At 59.2% G+C, this 25,401-nt stretch carries 8 protein-coding genes; all 8 read right to left on the reverse strand.

Features of this window, described 5'->3' with window-relative positions; all coding sequences use genetic code 11:
* Positions 1 to 95: 95 nt before the first annotated feature.
* The 8 genes from HCH_RS15655 to HCH_RS15690 all read right to left on the reverse strand — a co-directional run bounded on the left by HCH_RS15655 (position 96) and on the right by HCH_RS15690 (position 24,999).
* Positions 96 to 3,167 (reverse strand): alpha/beta fold hydrolase, encoded by a 3,072-nt coding sequence (locus tag HCH_RS15655; protein WP_011397298.1) that lies wholly within the window; start codon positions 3,165 to 3,167, stop codon positions 96 to 98.
* Complete coding sequence (locus HCH_RS15660) at positions 3,157 to 10,266, reverse strand: SDR family NAD(P)-dependent oxidoreductase (protein ID WP_011397299.1); 7,110 nt, start codon at positions 10,264 to 10,266, stop codon at positions 3,157 to 3,159. The genes HCH_RS15655 and HCH_RS15660 overlap by 11 nt, the downstream gene beginning before the upstream one ends.
* A 119-nt stretch (positions 10,267 to 10,385) precedes the next feature.
* Positions 10,386 to 10,940 (reverse strand): isochorismatase family protein, encoded by a 555-nt coding sequence (locus HCH_RS15665; RefSeq protein WP_011397300.1) that lies wholly within the window; start codon positions 10,938 to 10,940, stop codon positions 10,386 to 10,388.
* A 106-nt stretch (positions 10,941 to 11,046) separates the two neighbouring features.
* Complete coding sequence (locus HCH_RS15670) at positions 11,047 to 12,390, reverse strand: FAD-dependent oxidoreductase (RefSeq protein ID WP_011397301.1); 1,344 nt, start codon at positions 12,388 to 12,390, stop codon at positions 11,047 to 11,049.
* Positions 12,391 to 12,408: 18 nt separating this feature from the next.
* The gene (locus tag HCH_RS15675) at positions 12,409 to 13,290 is read right to left on the reverse strand and encodes an ACP S-malonyltransferase (protein ID WP_011397302.1); all 882 of its coding nucleotides are present in this window, start codon (positions 13,288 to 13,290) and stop codon (positions 12,409 to 12,411) included.
* Between the two features lie 60 nt (positions 13,291 to 13,350).
* Positions 13,351 to 19,077 carry an SDR family NAD(P)-dependent oxidoreductase gene (locus tag HCH_RS15680; protein WP_011397303.1) on the reverse strand — a complete coding sequence of 1,909 codons (5,727 nt, stop codon included), beginning with the start codon at positions 19,075 to 19,077 and terminating at the stop codon, positions 13,351 to 13,353.
* A 14-nt stretch (positions 19,078 to 19,091) separates the two neighbouring features.
* Positions 19,092 to 19,934 carry a polyketide synthase dehydratase domain-containing protein gene (locus tag HCH_RS15685; protein WP_041598698.1) on the reverse strand — a complete coding sequence of 281 codons (843 nt, stop codon included), beginning with the start codon at positions 19,932 to 19,934 and terminating at the stop codon, positions 19,092 to 19,094.
* The gene (locus HCH_RS15690) at positions 19,918 to 24,999 is read right to left on the reverse strand and encodes a beta-ketoacyl synthase N-terminal-like domain-containing protein (RefSeq protein ID WP_011397305.1); all 5,082 of its coding nucleotides are present in this window, start codon (positions 24,997 to 24,999) and stop codon (positions 19,918 to 19,920) included. Before HCH_RS15690 ends, HCH_RS15685 begins: the two co-directional genes overlap by 17 nt.
* Positions 25,000 to 25,401 lie beyond the last annotated feature (402 nt).

Consider the following 25,401-nt stretch of genomic DNA (forward strand, 5'->3'; position numbering starts at 1 on the left):
TAGGAGGGCGCCCTATATTTTTCCCATTATTTGCTATTTGATTTGGCGCTTTATTCGCCTCTTAACCCTGGCCACTGCGCCGAAACTTCTTCGTCTTAACCGATAACCTCCCCATTGAGAAAGCGGAGTAATTGCGTATTAAAAAACCGGCTCGCAGTCAGAGGAATGAAATGTCCGTGTTTCTCCACAACCAGTTCGGCGGCCTGAGGAATGCGGCGTAACTGATCGAAAGTGGCCTCATCGATGACGCAGTCGTTTTGCCCATGGATCAGCAACACGGGTATCGCGATCCCGCCAAGGCGCGCATTGACGTCAAAGCGCATCAGCGCGTCGTAGTAATAACGCAGCACGTTCATCGGCGCGCCGGCGCCCAGGCTGGCGACAATATCCTCCGCGCCGTCAAATACAACCTCAAGAATGTCGCGATGCGCCCTCAGTTCATCATGCAAATCCAGCGTATTGCCGAACACATCGTCGCCGAAGCTCGGCGCCGTGCTGATCAACGTCAACGAACGCACTAAATCCGGGTGGTGAATGGCGATCAGACAGGACAGGCATCCACCCAGAGACCAGCCCACCAGATCGACGGCGCCGCTGTTTAACTCCTTTTTAATAAAAACCGCCATGTTTTCCGCCAGTCTCTCCAACGAGAAAACGGCGGCGTCGAACGGACAATTCTTATGGCCGGGATAAATTGGAATTAACACCCGCCGCCCGGACTGAGTCAGCGCATTGATCTGCTGTGTCCAGGCCTCTGCGCTGGTATTCAGAGGCGGCGCCAGGATAACGGGCCGCCCTTCCCCATAGCTCAGCCATTGCGCCATGGGGCCGGATGCGATTGGCGTCGTGTTTTCTCTCGGCGCTTTCGCTATCGCGTTATCTTCCACAACCGTTGCGCTCTCAACGCCCGACGCGGCAATAGCGGTGGCCAGATCCGCCAGCGTCCGGTACTTGAACAAATCATGCGCCTGCAGCCCGGGACCGCGCTGTTGATAAGGCGCCAGCAGTTTCAGGGCGGACAGGGAATCCAGCCCGAGATCTTCGATTAACGCGTCCTTGGGCAGCTCATCCGGCGCAAACCCCAGAAGGTCTGACACCGTTGCACGCAGCTCTTCCATTATGGCGTCTGTAGAAAACGCAGAATCAAGCGGAGCGGACACAGCAGCATCAATAGCTTGCTCGTCTTCACGATCATCAATCCAGTATCGTTTGCCGTCAAACGGATACACCGGCGCGTCCACGTCCGGGTTCAGTGAGGCGACCGCCTCTAATCGGCGGCGCATGTCCTGCTGTTCACCAGATCGCCACAGCGTCACCAACGCCAGGTTCTCTGTGGACAAAGCAAGCTCTCGCACGGCCAAAGGCGCATCTCGCACTGCTTCTCCGGCGTCCAACTCATGCGCCAACTGCGCCAGTGCGGATAACAAATCTGACTTATTCGCGGCGATGACGACACAGTGCTGTCCGTAGCGGGGACGGCGCAGCAACAATTGGCTAAGGTCATAAAGCGCGTCCTCGGCCAATGTCCCGACTAACTGACGAAGCTGGGCGACGCTGGCGATCAGGCTGTGGCGACTCTGCGCCGAGAGACAGAACGGCAGCACGTCTCCTGTCCAGCAGTCCGTCGTTTTCCGCCTTGTAGAGGGCATTTTTTGCAGTAACACATGGCCATTGGAGCCAGTAAAGCCAAAGGCGCTGACTGCGCATAAGGTTTTGTCCTGCGGCCATGGCTGGGGGGCGAAATTCATGCTAAAACCGGCGAAATCGATCAGCGCGTTGGTTTTACGCAAAGGCGGAAACGGCGGAATCGTCTCATGCCTGAAACTCAGCATTACCTTGATGATGCCGGCCAGCCCGGAGCACACCAGAGTGTGGCCGATAATCGGCTTCACCGCGCCTAACAGGCAATCGTAGTCCTTGCCGCTGTGTTTGAAGGCTTCGGTCAATCCGCGCATTTCAATGGGATCGCCCAGATGCGTGCCGGTGCCATGAGTCTCCACGTAGGCCAGCCGCTCGACATCCACCTCGTGACGACGATACAGGTCGCGGATCAGTTTGCTTTGCGACTGGGCGTTGGGCGCCATTAGCCCATTGCTCTTGCCGTCATGATTCAGGCCCGTCGCGATAATAGCGCCGTAGACGCGCAGCCCCCGCACTTTGGCTTCTCCGTAGCGCATCAGGATAACTGAGGCGCATCCCTCCGCAGGGGTGAAACCATCCGCATCATCGCTGAACGCCGCGCAGCGCCCGCTTGGCGACGACATGTTGGAGCGCTGTGCAAACTCAAACAGCTCCGGCGTACTGAACACGGACGCCGCCGCCACGATCGCTGCGCCGCAATGGCCCGCCTGAATATTGAGGCAGGCTTCATGCAAGGCGCTCAGCGAAGAAGAACAGGCGGTGTCCAGGGTCAGCGATGGCCCGTTGAAATCATAGAAATAGGAGATTCTGCCGGACAAGGTCGAGGTCGCATTGCCCAGAAAACTGTGGGTGCTGAACGCCTGGTCAGGACGTCCCGCCACCACGAATTTGTAGTCGCCGGGCAGACTGACGGCGAACACCCCGCACTGCAGCTCCCGCAGTTCCTCCAGCCCCAGATAACTGTCGTCAATGGCGTGCTGCGCCGACTGCATCAGCAGGCGTTGCTGTGGGTCCATGCATTTGGCTTCATTGGGAGAGATTTTGAAAAATCCGGCGTCAAAGTGGTCGTAGTCGGGCAGAAAGCCTCCCACAAACTCCCCTGCTCCCTGGCGACGCCAGCGCTCTGTCGCCGTCAGTTGGGAAGTCCCTTGCATGATCGCCCGCCAATAGGCCTCCAGGCCGTCGCAACCGGCGAACCGGGCCGCCATGCCCACGACAACGATGGCGTCATCCTGTATGTCGCCATCGGTTTCGTGATCGGTTGCGTCGCCGGTTGCGTCGACGTGCGGCGCCGGCTTCGCCAATTCCTTGCTGACGCGGACGGCGAGCCCGTCAATGCTGATGCATTCGTAGATGTCCGTGGGCGTGATCGCAATGTGGAAATGGCGATTGATCAGCTTGCTCAACTGCGCCGCCAGAATAGAATCCACGCCGAGAGAAGCGACTTCCGCCGCCGTCTCAATATCGCCAGGTTCCGCCAACAGAGCCTCTGCAAACAGCGCGACAAGACGCTCTTTAACTTCCATGATTCACCTCTTTCATCGCGGCGCTGTCCGCCGCCTGTTCAAACCAATAAGGCTTCGTATCGAAGACATAACCCGGTAAATGCAGACGACGATAAGCGCCGTCCGTAAACAAGGGCGTCCAATCAATCAGCGCGCCCTGTTGATATTGCGCCTGGGCTTCCAGCATCACCGCCGTCCAGTCGTTTTGCGACCGCTCAGGCGTCCAGTGCGAAGTTTTGCCAGCACACTTTTCCTGATGAGCGGCGTCGGTCTCGCGAATCTGCTCCACCAGATCTACGGTGGAGCGCGCGATCCAACTCAGGCGATAAGGAAAGGCCTCGCGACCGGTATTCAACGTAAAGGCAATGTCCGCCAACTCGTGATCGGAGGCGTGCAGGCGGTCCAGTAATTGCGCCTTCATGCACGCCAGCGAGTACGGCGTTTTGGCGCTGAGGGTGACTAACCAGCATGGCCTCTCCGCCCGTTTGACGACCGGCGACGGCAACCCCTCTGACACAATGACATGCGCGTTGGAGCCGCCAAATCCGAATGAACTGATCCCCGCCACTCTCGGGACCGCCGCTTCCCAGGCGCAATTCTCGGTCAGCAGACGGAACGGGCCCTCGTTGAGACGAATCATGGGATTCAGGCGATGGAAATGGATATTCGCCGGCAGTCGCCGATGTTGCAGACACAGCAGCACCTTCAGCAGCGACGCCATTCCCGCCGCAGGCTCCAGGTGACCGATATTGGATTTCACCGCGCCCAGCGCGATACTTCCCTCGCGTCGGTTCGGCGCCAGCGCGCGGAACGCCTGATGCAGGGCGTCGATTTCAATGGGGTCGCCCAGTTGCGTGCCGGTGCCATGGGTCTCGATATAGCTGACCCGCTGCGCCAGTTCCGGCGTGTAGGCCTTTTGCAGCAACGCTGACTGCGCCTGTGGATTCGGCGCGGTCAACGAGTTCGCGCGCCCGCCATGGTTTTCCGCAGAGGCTTCAATCACGCCATAAATGCTGTCGCCGTCCCGTTGCGCATCCGCCAGGCGTTTGATCACCACGCACCCTACGCCCTCCGCCCGCACATAGCCGTTGGCGCCGTCATCAAAGGTCGCACAGCGGTAATCGGGTGAAAGCACGCCCATGCTTTGCGCCGCATCGCTGATAGCGGGGTCGATCAGCAGACTTACCGCGCCCACCAGCGCCACATCACACTCGTTGCGCTGCAAAGACATCACCCCGCGATTCACCGCCACCAGCGCGCTGGAACAGGCGGTGTCGATGGTCTGACTGGGGCCGTTGAAGTTGAGCAGGTACGACACCCGGTTAGCCAGCATGGCATGGGCGTTACCAGTGGCGGCGTAGGGGTGCGAGCTTTGCCCCCAGGTCTGCAGCAGCGTCTGATAATCGTTGAACTGCACCCCGGCGAACACGCCTACATTACTCAGTAATGCCGGCGCATATCCGGCGTCGGTCAGGGCGTTGTAGCTGGTCTGCAAAAACAGACGGTGCTGCGGGTCCATCAGCATCGCCTCGCGGGCGGACAGGCCAAAGAAGCGGGCGTCAAAACGCTCAATATCGTCAATGGTTCCCGCGTAGTAGTTTTTATCTCCCCAGCGCTCCACACGGCGAATGGCGCTGCGGTTCGCCGTCAGCAGCTCCCAGAATGCGTCCAGATCCGCCGCTCCCGGCATGACGCCGCTCATGCCAATGATGGCGAAGCCTTGCTCTGATACTGTCTCCTCGGAGCGTCCCTCCGCAGACGTCTGCGGCGCCGACGCAACAACGGCGGCTTGAGAAGACTCGCCGGATAACGCCGCCTCGGTCTGCGCATCAGCGTCGTCCGATTCGGCGGCGTCCGCCAGAGTGGCGCCCTGTTGCAGCAGATATTCCGCCAGTCGCTGGATGTTGTTGTAGCTGAACAAGGCGTTAGGCGGAACCTGAGCGCCGAAGGTCTTGCCGATATCCTGCGCCAGGGTTTGCATCATGACGGAGTTGAGGCCCAGGTCGCCCCAGCTTTTGTCTGCACTGATATCCTCTTCCGAAAGCCGGGTTAAGGCTTGCACCAGACGGGTCAGCCCCGCCTGGATCTGCGCTTCGGAGGCGACGGCCTGAGACGGGTTTTGACTGGCGCTTTTAGCCTGTTGTTTGGGCTCTTGGACGGTCGTCGACGTAAAGCGCTCGCGGATCTTCTCCTGATCGCCCACCAGTCCCATAACCTGGTCATACTGATCGGCGACGCCGTTAATCCAAGTGATGAAGAACGCCGCGCCCTGCGCCAGCGTCAGCGGCGAAAACCCATAATGACGCCGCAGATAGTCCGCCAGAGAGCGATACTGATCCATCAGGTTTTCGCTGTCCTGATCGTCGATCCACAACGGCCAGTTAATAGACAGCGTATGGCCTTTGCGCGCCCCTTGTTTAATTAGTCGATTGCGCTCCGCCGCAAACTCGTCAAGAAAGCGGTTGGCGGCGACGTAGTCGCACTGCCCCACATTGCCCATGATGCTGGACATGGAAGAAAACAGGCAGAAGAAGTCCAGTTCCAGATGGGCCGTGCAACGGTCCAGTTGCCGGGTCCCCTCCACCTTCGCCGCCATCACCGCGGAAAAGTCCGCCAGCGACTTGTTCTGCACCTGGGCGTCTTTCAACACGCCGGCGGACTGAATGACGCCATGCAAACAGCTATGCTTTTGCAGTACATCCGCAATCAGGCGCTGCGCCTGAACCGGGTCGGCGATATCGGCTTGCTGGTAACTGATTTCACCTTGCGGCCATTGCTGCAGCCAGGCTTCCCGCTCTGGCGACAGGGCGGAGCGTCCGACCAGAATCACGTTGGCGTTGTAGTCCGCTTGCAGACGTTGGGCGATTTCTTTGCCGATCATGCCCATGCCGCCGCTGATCAGATATACGCCCTCCTGGCGCAGACGTGCTCCCTGAGCGGGTTCAATGCAGGTCAGGCTGCGCTCCCGTTGTTCACCTTCCCGGCGTTCCACTTCCTTGAATTCGTCCCCGGTTTCAGCCTGTTCCGCCAACAGCCAGCGCCAATCCTCCAACTCCCAAGATCCAGCGGGTTTGGCGATCTGCGCCTGCCGGTAGCTAACATGAGTATTCTCCAGCGCCAGCACTCGGAAAACCCCGCCCATGGCGATGCTCTCCGGGGTTTGCCTGCTGTCGTTGACGTTCAGTATGACGCAAGGGCGCGAACAGGCCTGCATCGCCTTCGCCAGGTTCAACGCCGACGCGTCGCTCCAGGAGACGTTGCCGTTAATCCAATAAATCTCTTCCTGATTCAGTTCATGAGCGATGTAATCCAGCGCCTGGGTGAAATCCTCCAGGCGATCGGGCCGCAGGGTCAGCACATCATGTTGGAAACTCAACGCTGCGCCCGGACGGATGCGCAGCACCCGCGCGCCGTCGATCAATGTCGGCAATGCCTGCTCTGACGGAGCCATCACCGCCACCAGGGGGATTGGCTTTGACAATGTTGGGGGTTCCGTGTGGCGCCATACAGGGGTCAACAATACAGCGGGCGTCGAGTCCGGTCTCGGCGCTGAAGAGGGCCCGGCAGGTTTAGCAGAATCAGTCGCCGCCGAAACGGCTTCCGCCTGCAGCGTCGGCGCCCAGTAAAGATCGCGGGCGAAAGGATATTTAGGCGCGCCTCGCAGCAGTGACTTCACCGGAAAGACGGGGGCGAAATCCACGCGATCCCCTTGCAGGTAAGCGCGCATTAACGACGCCAATGACTCGTTCGCCGGGCTATTCGTTTGCGGACTATTTGTTTGCGGACTGTCCGTTTGCAGACTGTCTGCGCTTTCCAGGCTGTCGATCAATACGCTTGCGGATTCTACGACATAACACTCCCGCTCGGCGTGATGTTGGCGGGCGCAGCACAGGGTGTAGCTCAGGCTGTATAAATTGATTTGCGGTTGCGCGCGCAAATACGCCGCCAGCTGCTGTTTCACCCGTCGCAGACCGCTGCGATTGGGCGCCGACAGGGCAATAAGATAGTGCGATTGCGCCGGGGCTGTTCCGGCGGGTTCCCTCGCCAGGTACTGCTGCAGAACAACGTGGCCATTGGCGCCGCCGGCGCCGAAAGAGCTGAGCCCGGCGAAGCGGGTGGCCGCTCCCGCCAGGGGCCAGTGCTGCTTTTCCCGCACCAGTTGAAAGCGGGTTTGTTCGATATTCAGATAGGGGTTCTCAATGGCGCAATGCAGCGTGGGAGCAAGCTGTTCATGGGCGAACTGCTGCACCACCTTGAAGAGGCCCGCCATCGCGGCGGCGGACTCCAGATGCCCGATGTTGCTTTTCACCGAGCCGAGGTAACAAGGCGCGTCCGCACCCTCCAGATCAGCGCCGTATGCGTTTTGCAACGCCTGCAGTTCAATGGGGTCGCCCAGACTGGTGCCGGCGCCATGGGCCTCGATGTAGTTAACCTGAGCGGGATTCACGCCGGACTTACGTATGGCGTCCTGAATCACCCGTTGTTGCGCCCGCGCGGACGGGACCGTAAAGCTGCTGGTCTTGCCGCCGGAATTAATCGCCGTGGCGCGCACGATAGCGTAAATCACATCCTGATCGCGCACCGCGTCGGCGACGGTCTTTAACACCACCACCGCCGCGCCTTCGCCGGGAACATAGCCGTCCGCCTCCACGCCGAACGCGTGACAATGGCCGCTGGCGCTGAGGAACTTGCCCTGCGACAGCAGCCGGTATTTGCCCGGGTGCGCCATGATATTCACGCCGCCGGCCAGCGCCATGCGGCAATCCCCCAGACGCAGGCTGTTGCACGCCATGTGCAGCGCGGTCAAAGAGCCTGAGCACATGGTGTCCACGGTGAGACTGGGGCCTTGCAGATCGAACGCATAGGACACGCGATTGGCGATGGCAGCGAACGAACTGCTTACGACTCTGCCGGGGGCGTCCAAGTCCTGATAATGGCCGAACATGGCGGCGGCGAACACGCCCACCTCCTGGGTTGGCGAAGCGAAATAACCGGCGTCTTCCAAGGCATGGTAACTGACTTGCAGAAAACGTCTTTCCTGAGGATCAAGCAGCGCTGCGTCCACCGGCGCGATGTTGAAAAAAGCCGGATCGAACTCAGCGACGCCCGCCATAAAACCGCCATGACGGCCATAGGCGGCGTCCGCCTGCGCAGCGGAGGCGGAGTAATCACGCCGCCAGTCCCAGCGATCCTGCGGGATAACGCGCACAGCGTCTTCGCCGTCCGCCAGAGAACGCCAGAACGCGTCCGGCGTCGCGCCATTAGGGAACTCTCCCGCCATGCCGACGATAGCGATGTCGTCGTCCCGATAAGCGTCCGGCGAGAGTTTGGGTTCGTTGGTCACCGCTGGATTCGTGTCGCCTTCATGCGTTTTGACAAGTTCAGAGCCGGTTTTTGTGGCGTCAGATGCATTGTCTACGGCAGCGGTTTGCGCTTGTCCGGCAGGTATTTTGTCCACTTCCTGGGCCGTGGCGGCGCCATCCGTGTCCGCCAGACAGGCGCATAACAGCGGCTGCGCCCGCTCCATCAAATGCTCCGCCAATTGCCTGATAGTGGAACACTCAAACAAGATAGCGCGACTGAGTTTGAAGTCGCCCTCGGGCGATAACTGCGCCGCAATGTCCGTGCTGATCTGAATGCTGGCGACGCTGTCGAGGCCTTTGTCCAGCAGGTTGTCATCGTCCTTCAGGGTTTTCAGTCCGCTATGGCGGCGAACGATGTCTTTCAGCCAGCGTCGTGTTTTCTCTTCTAATGCGTCCTTGTCTATTAACGATACAGACATTGACGATACTGACATTGGCGCTACTGGCGCTGAGGAGTCAGGAGCGGCCTGAGATTGCGTCTCTCTCGCTGGAGCCTCCCTGTCCCCGCGCAATGCCGCCATTCCCTCTGCTGCGCCGTCGTAGATCACCAGATGGCGCTCTCCCGTGACCAAGGCGGATAGCATGCGCTCACAGGCGGGGCCAGGCTCCATGGGACGCAGTGCTGATCCGTCGGTCATCTGCATGCCCTGAGAGCGCCACAGGCCCCAGGCGAAGCTATACCAGTTGGGCAATTGCTCCGACGCCAGTTCGACGAACTCATTGGCCGCCCCATAGGCGCATTGCCCAATGTTGCCGAGCGTCGCCGTCAGGGAACTGAAGTTGACCACGTACTGGGGTCGGTAATCCTGCTGCAACGCCGCCAGATTCAACACCACGCCGACTTTGGCGAGCAAGGTCCGGTGCAGGCGCTCCGCGCTCAGGTTATGAAAAAGACAATCGTCCAGCGTTCCCGCCAGATTGAACACCGCCTTGATCGGACCGAATCCTTGCTCGATATGAGTGAAAGCCGCTTTCAGCACGCCATAGTCCGTGGCGTCGACGCGCAGGTAACTTTTCACGCCATACGCCTTCAAAGTCTGCGTCAAGGCGGCGTCAGGCGCTTTGCGGCCCAGTACGAATAAATTCAGGCGACGGGAAGACTGCAGCACGCGAATCAGTTCCTGACCCACGCCGCCGGCGCCGCCGATCAGCACAATATTGTCGCCGTCGTTGAACGGGGTTTGACTCGCATCGCCCTGCCCCGCGGCGATCCAGGACTCCGTGCGCAGGCCCGACTCGTCAAAGCGCAGGCGGCGTCCCGGCCAGGCGAGCGCGGCGGCGATGCGGCCTGATAACGATGCGCCAACAGGACCGGAGGGAATGCGTGCGGAAGTGAAGACGCAACGGGGCATTTCCAGACAGGCGGAACGGGCCAGCCCGTCGAATAATGCACTGAGCGCATCGGATTGCGAATGGAACGACAGCAGGCGCATCTGGCGATTCTGAGCGAATACCCAGCGCAGCAACTCAAGGCTGCGACGGCTATGGGACATCCAGCTCCCCTGAGTCAGCGAGGCCACAGCCTGATTGCGTCCGGCAATCACTGCAACAATATCCCGACCGCCGTCGATCCGGGCCAATTCAGCCTGCATGGCCGCCTCATCCGCGACCTGATCCAGGCGCAAAACCGCCGCGCCCATATGGCGTGCGGCCTCCGCCGCCTCGGCGCTGTCCGTCGCCAGCAGCACTCGCTCCGCTTGAATTTCGCCGAAGGGAGGCGCGGCGACCTCCGTCAATTGCCGTCTTAATATTTCCATTCAAACACCACTGTAAATATGCGTTGAGTCTTCCGTGTTGCTGCGCCGAAGCCTTCTACAGCCAAACCATCCCCATAGCGCCGCCAGCGACGCTATGTTTTCGCCCACAGCCGGCGCGATTAACGAATGTAGCGCCCGTCCAGATATTTCATCGCCAGATCCAGATAATTGGGGTATTCGGAATGCCGGATCAGCTCGAAAAAGAACATTTCCCGAGTGATCAGCTGCACGCTGTTTTGTTCAAGGCGCCGCAACGCCGCCTCGTGATCGGTGCGCGAACGCGCGGAGCAGGTGTCCGCCAGCACAAACACCTCTTTGCCCTGGGCTTTTAAGCGCAGCGCAGATTGCAACAGGCAGACGTGGGTTTCCGCTCCCGCCAGCACGTAATGATCGCGTCTGGCGGCCTCCACAGAATGGGCGACGGCCTGTTCCTGCATGAAATCGAAGTGGGTTTTCTCCAGATATTCCGCGCCTTTCGCCACCTCGGTCAGAGATTGCGACAGCTTGCCGAGCTTTTTGTGCTCGATGATCTGGGTGGGAACCTGCAGATCGCAACACATGTCCGCCAGCCAGCGGCAGTCGTTCAATAACTGGGTGCCGTTTTGCAGCAGCGGTATCAATTCCAGCTGCATGTTGAAAATAACCACGGAAGCTTTGTCTTTTTGTAACAACATCGTCTGATTCCTTTTAAACCCGTTTGATTCCGTTAAACCATTAAGTCTTTGATGAATTTGTGGGATTGCTCTTTGTGAAGGGATAGCGCCTTGGCCGTCTTGAAGATCAGGTCGCCAACCCAGGAGGCGAATTTTTCCCCCGGCTTGTTGACGCCCATGATGTCCTGATCACTTTGAACTGTACGTAGGCCAGCGTGTTGTCCCGATAGGGATAGGCGGCGCCCAGCCGATCCGCGATCACCATCGCCGAGACAATGGCGCCTTCGTGTCCGGTCAGGCTGGTGTCGGTTCCGCAGAACCAAAGATTATTAACGCCCTGAATCTCTTTGATGCGGGTCTTGCGATAGAAGTCCACGGGCCTGAGCTTGGGCAGCTTCCATGATCTTTCGCAGGCGATGCGCTCCGGTTTGATCTCCGCTTTCGGATCGAAAGTGACCAATAGCGGCTTGTCCACGCCCCGATACGGCGGCAGCGCGTTATTGACCCGGGTCAGCGTGCCGAATTGCGCCTCCGGGGCCGTAATATCGAAGCTGTCCGGCATTTTGAACTGACAGTAGAGACCCTCGCCCTGGGCGCTGATCCAGCTCTCGTCATGATGCAGGTAACTCTTCACGGGAACATGTTCGAAGCCGCCTAAAATCTCCTGATAGACGGTTTCCGTGGTGGCCAGCATCGATAAAGTCACATCCGCATGAGTAGCGAATATCACCTGGTCGAAACGCTGACTCTTGCCGTTGAACTCCACGGTGACGCCCGAGGCGGACGGGGTCACGCGCTGCACCGGCGTATTCAGTTTCACCCGGTCGCCCAGTTCCTGCGCGATGCATTTCAGGTAGCCGTTTATCCCGCCTTTGGCTTTACGCCAGTAACCCGGCGAAAAGAACGACAGCAGATTCATGTTGAAGGAAATAGCGACGTACATCAGCGTATAGTCCAGGGACGGCGCGTTGCAACCCGAATAGACGGTCATCAGCGGCGCCAGCGCCTGATGTTTGAACGCCTCCGAATAGCCGTTTGCGTCCAGATACTGGCCGATGCTCATTTTCTTGTAACGCTCATCCCCGGAACTGAGCACGGCGGCCATGTCCAGATGAAAGCGGTCAAACTCCTGCAACAGCTCCGCGCCTAACTCGCCTTTGCCGTTGAGATTGTTCCAGAACCGCCCTTCCCCGGGAAAATCCACGTGCATGGTCAGCGGGGCCACATAACTGTCGACGCCGAAATGCGTCAGCAACGCGCATAAGTTAGGAGACAGGCGCTCATTGAAATACTCCACGCCCATGTCGATATACTGCGTTCCCGTCTCGGTTGCGACAGGGTGACTGTAGGCGTGTCCGCCCAGATAGTCGCTGGCTTCGAACAGGGTGACCTGATTGTCTTTACTGAGCAGCCACGCGGCCATTGCGCCTGCGCCGCCCCCGCCGATCACGGCGATGTTGCTTCCTTTCATCTTGTTTACCTCTATGCGTTAAGCCTGTGCGGGGGGGGCGACCGCATGCTGAATTTTTCCCTGCAGGTTGGTGAGCACCCGTCCCGGCCCCAATTCGACAAAACGCGCCTGCGGGTAGCGCCGCAACAGGCTCTGAATGGTCAGCGACCAGCGCACGGGTTTTACCAGCTGAAAAGCCATTTCTTCGATGAGGTGCTCGCCGCCAATGGGGTCGCCACTGGTGCTGGAAATCACCGTCTTCTGCGGCGCTTTCAACTCAAGGCCCAGCAAAAAGTCGGTGAGCTGCACCCGGCAGGGCTCCATGTAGCGGGAATGAAACGCCCCGCTGACCGGCAACGGCACACAGCGCAGCCCGTCCTTTTCCAGCAGCGGAGATAGCCGCCGCATGCGCTCTTCCCTGCCGCTCAACACCACTTGCCCCGGCGCGTTGTCGTTCGCCACATCCACATCGAAACAATCAAGCTGGATCAGCTTTTCTCTTAACCTGTCGGCGCTGACGCCCAGCACCGCCAACATGCCGCCGCCACGGATGGCCTGCATCAGCTCTCCGCGTCTGGCGACAATGCGAAGCCCGGTCATCAGGTCAAACACGCCGGCCGCGAACAGGGCCGGAAACAGCCCCAGGCTGTGTCCGAGCAAACAACTGTCATGGGGGTCATGAACGCTTCGGCCGGCCTGACTCAGGTGGTCCAGGTAGGTCAGACAGCACACAAAGTACAGCGCCGGCTGCGTATAGGCGGTCTGGTTCAAGCGCCCTTCCCGGTCCTGCAGACACAATTCGGTGAGGGAGTAACCCAGGACCGCTTCCGCATCCTGACACTGGGTCGGGTAGCGCTCGAACACGTCTTTTCCCATGCCCGGATGTTGCGATCCCTGGCCGGGAAACATCAGTATTTCCATGGTTTCAACACTTCCATCGTTGTGGTTTATCAGACTGTTTCACTGTCGTTCCGGGCGGCCTCAGCTCAGGTCAAAGACTTCAAACCGGGGCTCTGGCCGCACTTGCCGGGGTCGCGTATCGACATCGTCCTCCGTGTGCGGACGCGCCACGACAGACACCATGTCTTCGAGCATGATCAGCACGTCTCCGCGCCTGTCGGTGAAGTAGAAATCAAAGCGTCGGGCTTTACTGGCCTGAGCGCTGGTTTTCTCCAGGCAATAGGCATACACGGCTTCATTGTCCGGCAACCGGTTGACCGCCAAACGCCCCAGGTGATAGGGCATAAAGACGGCTTTCTCGCCGCCGCCGTTATTTGCGGTAGCGCCCTCCGGCGCCAGAATCGCCAGTTGCAGGCCGGCGTCCAGCAGTGCGGGAGACACCAGCTGTCCCCAGTCGTGATCGACCTGTAAAAAGGCTCTGACCAGGCCCGGTCTGATGTGCGCCCAGCGAATGCCCTGCAGCGGCTGACCATAGTCATAACCGCGCTGCTTGAAGCCCGCATAGATTTCCGCCTGAGACCGGCGCGGAGCGTTGTCTGTCTCCATCGCCTGTAAAGGGTTTTCCATGCCCAGACGCGCCAGTACGGCGGAGATATTTTGCGGAGCGCTGACGTCCTGGGTTCGTTCCGCACTGCAATACTGGGTAAAGCCGCCGCGTCCGACGAAAAGCGTGCGGCCGCCCTCCTCAATCACCTCCACCTTGTGCGGATCGGTGATCATGTCTTTCCACATAATGTTGACGAAGCCGCCTTCATCGGCGTTTTCGCACAGGGTCGACAAAGTCCAGGCGGCGGGCGCCATGGTGCGACCGTTAATGCGGTGAGCCTGCGTCAACGAGTGGAAGCCCTTGAAGTTGGATTCAACAGAGTCAATCCAGTGACGGTGGCGAATAAACACATACTCCGGGACCGCCGCCAGCCGCCGCTGCGGGTAGAAATCGCGCCAGGGCAAATCGTTTCCGGCTTCGTACAGGGCGGCGACGCTTTCCGCGTTGTCGCGGGTCAGTTGTTGTGGGGACGCTTGTTGCGCTTGTCCCGATGTCTCTTTCTGTGACGCGACGCCTGTCATTTGCAGATCCCGTCCCAGTTGTTGAATCAGATCAGCCTGATCGCGACACACCAGAGCGCGGCGGAAGCGCTCGTGATCCCGCGCGCACGCCAGCGTATACGCCAGCGCGTCCATATCCACCCGCCGTCCCTGCAGCCACTCGCGCAGGCCGTCCAGGGTCTGTTGCAGTCCTGCGCTGCTGTGATGGGACAGCGGAATGACATAAGTCTCTGGTTGGGGTGCGCTCTGCGCAGCGTCGCTCAGGGTTCGCGCCTGCGCCACGCCCTGAATCACTACATGGGCGTTGCCGCCGCCGGCGCCGAAGGAGCTGACCGCTGACACTCTGGGCGCCGCGGCGTCCCATGCGCGCCGCTCTCTGTTCAACTGAAACGGAGTCTGAGTGAAATCCAGATGGGGATTGAGTTGCTCCGCGTGCAGTGAGGGAACCCACTCGCCGTGATGCATTTGCAGAACGGCTTTTAGCACGCCGCAAAGACCCGCCGCCGATTCCAGATGCCCCACGTTCGATTTGACCGACCCCAGACGAATACTCTGGGGCGCGGCCGCCCCGTAGCTTTTGCTTAACGCGCGCAGTTCGATGGGGTCGCCCAGCTCCGTGCCGGTGCCATGCGCCTCCACATAGCCCACCTCCTGGGCGGATACGCCGGCGGCTCGCAGCGCTTTGCCGATCAACGCCGCCTGAGCCTCCGGATTGGGCGCGGTATAGCCGTTGGAGCGGCCGCCGGCGTTGATGGCGGAGCCTTTGATGAAGGCGTAAACGCGATCATTGTCGCGCATGGCGTCTTGCGCCCGTTTCATCACCAGACAGACCACGCCTTCGCCATCGACAAATCCGTCCGCATTGGCGCCGAAAGGCTTGCATTGTTCGCTGCGGGACAGCATATGCAGACCGCATAGCTGCTCGTAGTGCCGGGGATGGGTAATGAGATTCACGCCGCCCACTACCGCCTGTTCGCAGTCGCCGTTTTTCAATGCCTGACAGGCCAGGTGCAATGCGGTGAGCGAAGCGGAACACGCCGTATCCACCGCCATGCTGGGACCGCGCCAGTCAAAGAAGTAGGACGCGCGATTCGCCATCGACCAGAACAGCGAGGTCGCCGGCGCAGTGGTCGTTTGAACTGGGGTGTGCCAGGCGTAATCGCCGTTCATCACCCCCACGAACACCGCGGTGTCGCTGCCCGCCCACTGCCTGCGGGTATAACCTGCGTCCAGCATTGAGCGGTAAGTCTGTTCCAGCATGATCCGCTCTTGCGGGTCCATTCGCGCGGCTTCGTTGGGCGTCAGATTGAAAAACACATGATCGAAGGCGTCCACGTCGTCAATAAACGCGCCGCGATTGGTGTAGCTGCCGCGACCATTAAGAGGCGTCTCCGTGAGGAATCCCTCCTGCTTCCAGCGCTCCGCCGGAATCACATCGGTGCAGTCTCGACCCTGGCGCAGATTGTCCCAGAAACGCGCCACATCCTGCGCCTTGGGTAATCGCGCCGACATGCCGATAATGGCGATGTCGCCAGGACGCCATAACGACGCTGCTGGATCGACAGGGGATAGCTGCGCATCTGGATCACTATGATCGTCGGGATACTCACCGGTCTCCGAGACCGGCGCAGACGCGCTGTCAGCCCCCGCCTCGTCTGAGGACGCCGTCGCTACAGTAGTCGCCAGGTATTCCGCCAGTTGGCGCAGGCTGGGATATTCGAACAGCACTGTGGCGGGCAGATAACCGAATATCTCCTTCAATGGCCGAATCAGCTCCAGCGAAATAATGGAGTCAACGCCGTACTCCTGAAACGGCGTGTCCGCCTCCACGTCCTCCGGCTCCATCATCATGGTGTCCGCAATGACCGCGCGAACCTGATTCATGATTTCCGCCAGACTGTCCCGTTTCGGCGGCGTTTCCTCTACTGCGACCTGAGGCGCAACCGGCGCTGCGCTTGTCTCGCTTTCACTCCAGCCCAGCCCGGCGGTCAATATATGCTCCGCCAGCTGTCGGATAGTGGGATATTCGAACAGGATCGTGGCGGGCAAATATCCCGTTTTTTCCTTGATCGGCTTCAATAGCTCCATGGAGATCAATGAGTCGACGCCCATTTCACTGAACGGCATGTCACGCTCGATTTCGCTGGGGTCGAATTGCAGCACCTCGGCGATAACCTGCTGTAAAAACGCCTCAATGGACGCCTGACTGGCGACGCCTTCCTGAGGCGCGGTTTGCGCAGGCTCCGCGTCAGCCTGAGACGTCTCTTCGAACGGAAAATCCTGCGCCTGAAGCGCAGCCTGTTGAGGCGCTGCGCTTTGCTGCACGGCCGCCCCGGCGAAGCCGACGATGACTTGCTGATCTTCGCCGCCGTGGGCGTCCACACCCTGGAATCCCGCCTGCAAAATCAAACGCCGCCAACTGTCTCCAGACAGTAAGGGACTGTTGGGAATGCGATACGAGTCCTGGCTCAGCCACCAGCCGTCCGTGAGGCCGAAGGTCAGGGTCGCGTAATCCTGGCAGGAAGTGATTTCGTTGAGCACGAATACGCCGTCGTCACGCAACAAACGCCGCACCTGACGCAAGGTTTCCGGCAAGTCCGACGTGGCGTGGATGACGTTGGTGGCGATGACTACGTCGAAGGGCTGCTCAAACGCGGGCGGCTTCTCGATATTGCAGATTTTATATTCCACAAAGGGATAGTCGGCGAACCGGCGTCTGGCTTTGTTCAAAAACGCAAAAGACAGGTCGGTAAAGGTGTAGCTGACGTTGTCCGGCGTCAGTTGCGGCAACACAAACTGAGTAGTGCTGCCGGTGCCGGCGCCGATTTCGATAATGCGCAGAGGACGTCCCGCGCGCGCCTTTTGCAAGTTGGCGACGATTCTGGCCGCCACCTGGTTGAAGTAGTCCGCAATGGGGTTGTCCCGATACACCGGCTCCACCAGCTCAAAGCCGCCATCAGGGAAGATCACGCTCAGCGGATTGGTCTCCCCGCGCAAAATGGCGGGCAGATTTTCGATGCATTGATCCAGCAGGCGGATATGCCCTTGCAGCTCTGGATAGCGGCGCACCACTTCCTCCCGTTGCGGTGAATGTCCCGCCTTAATGCTTCTAAGCGCCGCCGCCAGCTTGCCGAACTTGGGCGCAATGGCCTCCGGCATGGATGTTTGGCCCAGACGCCAGCGCGCGTACTCCTGCAACGCGGCGGACATCGCTTCGTTACGGGCGACTAACGGGTCTTGCGTGCGATAAGCCGGGATCAAGTCGGCGTCGGCGCCGCTTGCAGGCGTTGTATTTTGATTAATTACAGTTGTATTTTGATTCGTTGTCTTTTGATTAATTACATGAGGCGTAATATGCAGGCGTTTCAACGCCAGATCTGAGGCCTTCACCACCGTAATTTGCCTGCCCTCCGTCACCAGAAAACGTTCGATGACGGCGAGGCCCTCGTCCGCTTCAATGGAGCCGATTTGCAGCTTTTTCATGCGCTCTCGGTAGTGCTCCGAGGCCACCACGCCCACCGAACCCCAGAAGCCCCAGTTGATGACCTTGCTGTTGATCATCAGTCCGTTGTGCAATAAATCCGCGAAGGCGTCTTTGGCCACACAGGCGGCGGTGTAGTTGCCCTGCCCCGGATTGGCGATATAGGACTGAATGGAAGAGAAAAACAGGCAGAAATCCAGCGTCCGTCCCTTCAACGCCCGCGCCAGATTGTAGGCGCCGTGAACTTTCGGCCGCAGCACATTGAACAGCGTCTGCTCGGACATCGCCGTCAAGGACGCGTCTTCCAGCACCAGCGCGGAATGCACCACGCCATGAATCACCGCGTACTGGTCCAGCACCGCCTGCAATGCGGCGCGGTCACTGAGATCGACGGAGTGATAGCGCGCCTCCGCAGCGCCCAGGTTGCGCAGTCGCATCAGTAAGTCTTGAGCCTCAGGGCGACGCCCGAGGATAACCAGTTTCGCCTGATAGCGAACGGCCAGATATTCCGCCAGCTTTCCGCCCAACCCGCCGGCGCCGCCGAGAATCACATAGGTTCCCTGCTGGCGGAAAGCGGACTGCGCAGGCCATGGGCGCAAGGTCGTCGGCTGCATGTCGGCGACGCCATAGCGTCCGTCTGCGATGCAGACTGGCGTTCCGGGCAGCGTCGGCAGCGATATGCGCAACAGGTCCTGCAGTGCGTCCGCCGTCAGTTTTTGCAGCGAGAAACTGCGCACCGTCCATTCCGGACGCTCCTTGGCCAGAGTCTGCGCCAGCCCCACGTAGACGCCATCCACAGGATGGGTGACGCTGTCAAACATCGGACAGGCGACGGCTTTGTCCGTGAACACGTCCAGCTTGATCACAGGTTTGTCCCCCAGCGCTTTAAGCAGCTGAAAAAAGGCGCTGACGTCTTCATCCGGCACGGCGGCGCGCCAGGGAGTGCGAGTCACGAAACATAGACGCAGCGCGGCGTTGTCAGCCACAGCCCGCGCCAGATCATCAATGGATTGAGGGTTCAGCAGGCGCACGTCCGCCTGAGGCGAACGCTCGGCAATTTCCTGACGCAGCGCCGCTTGCGATGGTGGAACAATGATGATCCGGGGCTGCTCCTCTTCCTCCACCTCGTCCTCCGGGGCCGCCGGTAAAGGCAGGGTTTTCCATTCGGGAGAAAATACCAGCGAATCAATAGCCGTTTGAGAAATTCCGGCAAACTCCATATCCCTCATACTCCTTATTGTAAATGTGATGGTTTGACGCCCAGGTCAAAAACAGACAGCAAGGGGGTGTAGGCTTCGTCAAAAATGGTGAGGTTGGTGCGAAACGGAGACAGCTTCTCCGTCAGCACAAAGGCGCTGCCCAGGGCCTGGTCGGGCAATGCCTGATGCAAGGTCAGTCGGCCCAGGGAATACGGCATCAGACTCTCCCTGCGCTCGCCAATGGAAATCGCCATGCCCGCCTGAAACGCGCAGTCCAGCAGGCTGGCCCAGCCCAGAAAAACGCCGTCGTTGTTGCTGAGCCAGGACAACGCCTTATTGGAGAGGCGTTGCACGTAGCTGATGCGCTGAAAGTATGGGCCGTAGACGATCCCCATGTCGGCGAAGGCGGCGTAGACCTCGCTTCGCGGAAAGTGATCCCGGGTTTCCGCACCGACCTGGCTGCGCACGCACAAAGGCGTCGCCAATGGATCAGCGCTCCCTGATGCTGTTTGCGCGTTCACAACGCCGCCGCCGCACATCTCTCCCCCATGTTCTATGCGGAACTCAAAGCGCGTGGGGCTTATCGGCGCCAATTGCACGTCAATGTCCGTCACCGGCGTACTCGCGAGAACGGGACGCAACCAGACCACGTCGTCGATAAATCCGGTTTTGAAGTCCGGCCGCGCCTTGGCGATGGCGCTCAGGGCCAGCTCCAGATACACCACGCCGGGCAGGACTTTCCAGCCGCGCACGCGATGGTGCGAAAAGTAAGGGTGATCGTCTCGCAGGCTGACGCGAAATCCATCGCCGGCTGGCAGGCTGCGCCATTGTCCTTCGGTATCAAAAAAAGAGTCTCTGGGTCTAACGCTTGCGCTCATAATCTGTCTCGCCATCCTTAGCTGTTGTTGTTACCTGCGCCAATCCTGCTTGCTGTTTGGCGTACTGCCCTGTCTGGTTCTTGGTATACCAATAGTCGCGTTCGTCGAACACATAGGTCGGCAGCCTTATTTTGGCGCCGCCGGCGCCTTCGTACAGACGCCGCCAGTCAATATGGAGCCCTTGCAGGAAACGCGATTGCAGCTGCGCCAGACAGGCCAGATCATCAAGGCTTCCAGGGGCTGTCGCCTCATCTGCAGCCAGCGTGTGATTATCCTCGCTTGGTTCATTCTGAGATTGGCCGTGTCGAGGCGCATGCACGCCAACATGACCGGATCGGAGTTGCGTCAGTAATTCATCCACGCCGCTCACCAGCCAGGCGTGGCGATGCTCGAAATGTTCGCGCCCGTTGCTCAACGTGAAGGCCAGATCGAGCAATCCGCTCTCCCCTAGCTCCACGCGGCGTTCAGCCACGAAATGCGCCAGCGCCGCCACCTGTTTCTGCAACGCGCCGGCGGTGCGCGCGGAAACAGGAATCAGGTATTTGTGGTACTGACTCACTGCACGGCGCTCCCGCCGCGGGGGCGCGGAAAGAACCACGTGGGCGTTGGCGCCGCCGAAACCAAAGGAACTGACTCCCGCCGTCAACGGGTGCTCGCTGCGCCAGGGAATGGCGTCCGCCAACACCTGAAATGGCGACGCTGACAGATCGATCTCCGGGTTCAGATGCTGGAAATGCAGATTCGCGGGCAGCTGTTCATGCTCGAAGGCTTTGATGACTTTCACCACTGACGCTACGCCAGCCGCCGGCTCCAGATGGCCGATGTTGGATTTGACCGCGCCAAGCCAGACCGTTTGAGCGGTATTGCCGTCGGTCAACTCCTGTAAGGCGCGTTTCAGCGCCGCCACTTCGATGGGGTCGCCCAGGCGGGTGCCTGTGCCGTGGGTTTCGATATAGCTGACCCGTTGCGCCAGTTCCGGCGTGTAAGCATCCAGCAGCAGGCGATACTGGGCATTGGGATTCGGCGCCGTCAGCGAATTGGCCTTGCCGCCGTGGTTCTCCGCCACGCTTTCAATCACAGCGTGAATGAGGTCTCCGTCCGCCTGCGCGTCCTGCAAGCGCTTGACCATAAAGCAGCCCACGCCTTCCCCTCTTACATAGCCATTGGCGCTGGCGTCGAAAGTGGCGCAACGACTGTCCGGGGACATAAAACGCCCCGCCTCCAGGCCTTCGTTGATCTGCGCATCCAGAATCAGGTTGACGCCTCCCACCATGGCGGCGTCGCAGACCCGTGACTGCAGATCCCGGCAGGCCTTCACCAGCGCCGTCAACGCCCCGGAGCAGGCCGTGTCCAGGGTAAATGACGGACCATTCCAGTCAAAAAAGGCGGAAATGCGGTTGGCCAGAATGCTCAGCGAATGTCCCGACAGCGAATACGGCGTCTGCTTTTCGCCATCGCGGGCCTGTAATAAGGCGTAGTCGCTGCCGGTGGCCGCCATATAACATCCGATACGCTCGCCAGCTAATTGAGATGGCGCATAGCCCGCGTCCTCCAGCGCTCTCCAGGCGGCCTGCAGCAACATTCGCTGACGCGGGTCCATTCTGGTGGCTTCCAGGGGCGATATAGAGAAAAAGCGCGCGTCAAAACGTCTGACCGAGGAAATATATCCGGCGCGGTAGCCCGACAAAGAGCGGTCCGCCGGCGCAGCGGCGATACAGTCCTTACGGTCCAATAAGGCTCGCCAGAAGCTTTCCGCATCGTCTCCGCCCGGCAAAGTGGCCGCCATTCCGACGATGGCCAGTCTGTCATCGTTGTTTCGGTTTTGGTTTTTGTCACGGCGACGATCAATTCGGCGCTCTTGCGAGTTGGCGATCCGCTGCGGAGATTGACGCTGACGGACAGCCCCGGCCACCTCATTGATGGTGTTGAACTGATAGAATTCATAGCTGCGAAACCTGATACCGAAACGCTGCTGAATCGCCGCGGCAAGCAGGTTGTAGCTGATGGAGTTCAGACCCAGCCACCCAAGAGGCTGATCAAGGTCCGGCGCGGTGACATCGAGTTTTTCCAGCAGCAGGTTCCGTATCTCCTGCTGAAGCCCCGGCTCTTGCAGAGCCGTTTCTGACGCAGCTGGCGACGCCGGCAACGGCTGCGTTGCAAGCGGTAGATCCGCCAACGGGGCTTCGCTCAGGAGTTTAACGTCCGCCTTGCCGTTGGCGGTTAACGGAATACGGCTCAAACGATGCAGCGCTTTCGGCGCCATGTAATAAGGCAAGGCGCGCTGGAGCCATTGCATCGCGACTGCAATGTCGAGTCCGCTGCTCTCCGGGGCCCAGACAAAACAACACAGATGCGCTTCCGGTTTATGCCTGACCACGGTGAAAACGGCGGCGTCCGGGGCGAATTCTTTCAGGCGGTGACTCACCTCGCCGGTATCGACCCGATAGCCGTTCACTTTGTACTGACTGTCCCGGCGGCCGACGTATTCTATGTCCTGATGGGACAGGTAGTGCACGATATCGCCGGTTTTGTAGGCGCGGACGCCATTCGGCAAGGTGACAAAAGCCTGCTCTGAGGGCGCGTTCAAATAGCCTTTGCCAACGCATTCGCCCGCGATCGTCAGTTCGCCCTGCATTCCCGGCAGCACGGAGTCGCCCTCCGCATCCAGAATGTAGTAGTCGCTATTGAAGACTGGCCGCCCCAGAGGAATCCGGTCCGCGTCCGTCACCCGGCGACAGCTGGCCCAGATCGTCGCCTCGGTGGGCCCGTACATGTTGTATAACTGTCCGGTCTGTTGCAGCAGGTATTGCGCCAGCTCTTTATCCAACGCTTCGCCGCCGCACAGAATGGTCAGTTCGCCGGCGGCGCGCCAGCCCGCCTGCTGCAACATACGCCAGGTTGACGGCGTCGCCTGCGCCACGTCCGCCTGCCATTGATTGAGCGCGTCCCCCAGCAGCTCCGCGCTCACGCGGGTCTGATCGGAGACGATATGCAGCTCACCGCCGCACATCAGCGGCAATAACAACTCCAGGATGGAAATATCGAAACTGATGGGCGTCAGCGCGAGCATCCGCTCGCCTGCCTGAAAGCCCGGCGAGGCCTGCATTGACAGGAGAAAGTTCGCCAGATTGCCAGCACTGATAGCCACGCCTTTGGGCCTGCCAGTCGACCCGGAGGTGAACATCACATAGGCTGTGGCGTCAGGGTTCGCGTTCGTCACCAGCGCCAGTTCAATACCATCAACGCTGACCGATTCCTGAATCGCCAGGGCGAGTGAGGCGTCGACGTTGATGATCGCGGCGCCGGGAAACAGCGTTTCCGCTCGGGCGCGCGTGCGCGCATCCACCAGGAGGACGCCGACCTTGGCCACATCCATCATGTAGCTGAGCCGTTCATCGGGCAGCAGTGGGTCCATGGGCGTAAAGGCGCGCTGACACGCCAGGGCGCTGAGATAAGCTACCGGCAGCGCCACCGTCCGCTCAAGAAATACGCCTATGCTACTGTGCGCCGCAAAGGCATTTGTGGAGACATTTGTGGAGACATTTGCAGGAGCCTCCAAAAGCGCCATGATTTCGCTGTACAGGCGTCCGATGGCGGCGCAGGTTTGGCCATACGTCAGGTTCGTCCGCTCATCGCTGATGGCGGGCGCTTTAGCGTAGAGTCTGGCGGCGTGCGCCACTCTTTCCAGAATGCGCGTATGCGGTGTGGACTCGTCACGTTCGCCGCAACTAACCGGCGTCAAAGGCTGGCTGAGGCGGCATTCACGCAGTGGGCGCTCTGGCGATGAGGCGAGGAAAGCCGCGACTTTGACAAAATTATCCGCCAGCGCCGTCAGGGTTTCCCTCGCCATAAAACGGGAGGAAGAATCGAAGGACAAAAACAGTTGATCGCCATCGCAACTGAAGTTGATGGCGAGATCATTCTGGCCTCCGGTATCTGGACGTTCGCTCAGCTTCACTTGGCATCCCGTCAACGCCGGTGCGGCGTAAGGCACAAGTCCATCAGAAGCGTTCACCACCAGATTAAGCAATCGGCCGCCATGATTAGCGCGCGGGTCCGCCCACTCAACCCATTGCAGCGTGGGCGTGTGTTGATGCGGGCGTACGGCCTGTCGCGCTTGCTTGACGCTATTGAGCAATGCCGCGCCGTCTTGATCAGGGTTAACCTTGACGAATAGCGGAATCAGATTGGTGAAACAGCCAAAGGCCTGCTGCTCGCCCCGACAATTGACCGTATGAGCGATAGTGACGCGTTCCTCGTCATGGTCTTCCGTCGCAGAGTACAGTTTTATAACTGCGGCGGTAACCGCGACGACGAACTGAAACAGGGTGAGATCGCGCTGTTCCAACAAGGCTCCGATTGGAGTGGCGCTCCCTTCGTCCAGTGCTGGTATCCCGGTCGGCAAAGGCTTGGCAGCCAGCGTAGGGTTGATCGCCAGCGTACGCTTAACCGAGAGATACACGCCTTTCTCTTTCGGGGTTTTGAAACAAAACGGCAGCGTCTGCGACAATCGTGCGCCTTGCAGGTTCGCCTTCCAGTAGTCTACGGACGCTTCATTAACCGGCGTTTCGCCGATTTGCGTAAACGATATTTTCGTTTCTTCCCTGCCCTGATCATCCAGGCGCTCCCGACGACGCCAATAGTCAGACAATGTATTTATAAAGGGTTGATAGCACTCGCCGTCAAAGACCAAATGGCTAAATTCTAACTTCAGCCCAGTGACCTTATTATCCTCAGTAAAACAAGTAAATCTGAACAACTTGTCGCCGGCGGGATCAATGGGTTCTGAATGCATCCATTGCGACTTATCGGTAACGATATCCACCACTCTATCGGGCAATCTATAACAGCCGACTAAAAGCGCATCATCCCTTTCTGAAAAGAAACTTAACAGGCAATTAAATCCATTTAAAAGCGTTACTTTTAAAGCCTCATTTAACACCTGAAAATCAATGTTTCCAGCTAATTCAAACCGATACTTTAGTGTCAGGCCAGGATCATCAGGGTTACGTCGATAGCGCAGCCACTGAAACTGTTCATAACGGGTTGCCTTACGTAATTTCATGAAGTTTTCTCAAGCATTAAAATCCCTAATTTCACTTGATAAAATGCCGACGCAAAGTTGCAGGGAACAACTAGCGACAATACAACACCAGAGGAAACAGCATGCAGTCGCCGTCCCTCTCAGAAGCGCTGGAAATGTTTGAATGGCCCGCGCCATCCGCGTAAAACAAGCCAAAAGCCGCCCAGAATATGTCTAGACGCTTGTTTTTGTTAGCTTATTTTTTGAGATTAAATTGCGGGCGGACGAGTGCGTCCTAGCGAAAGTCGGAAAAGTACATCCATCACTTATTTACTCCTCGCGGGGAAACCCCAGCTTGCTACCCTTCTAGTCACAACATTGATATGAGACTGCATGCAAAAAAAGAAACTATGCTTTCCTTTAATTACAACACATCTGAAGACA

This window comes from Hahella chejuensis KCTC 2396 (assembly GCF_000012985.1).
Classification (GTDB): Bacteria; Pseudomonadota; Gammaproteobacteria; order Pseudomonadales; family Oleiphilaceae; genus Hahella; species Hahella chejuensis.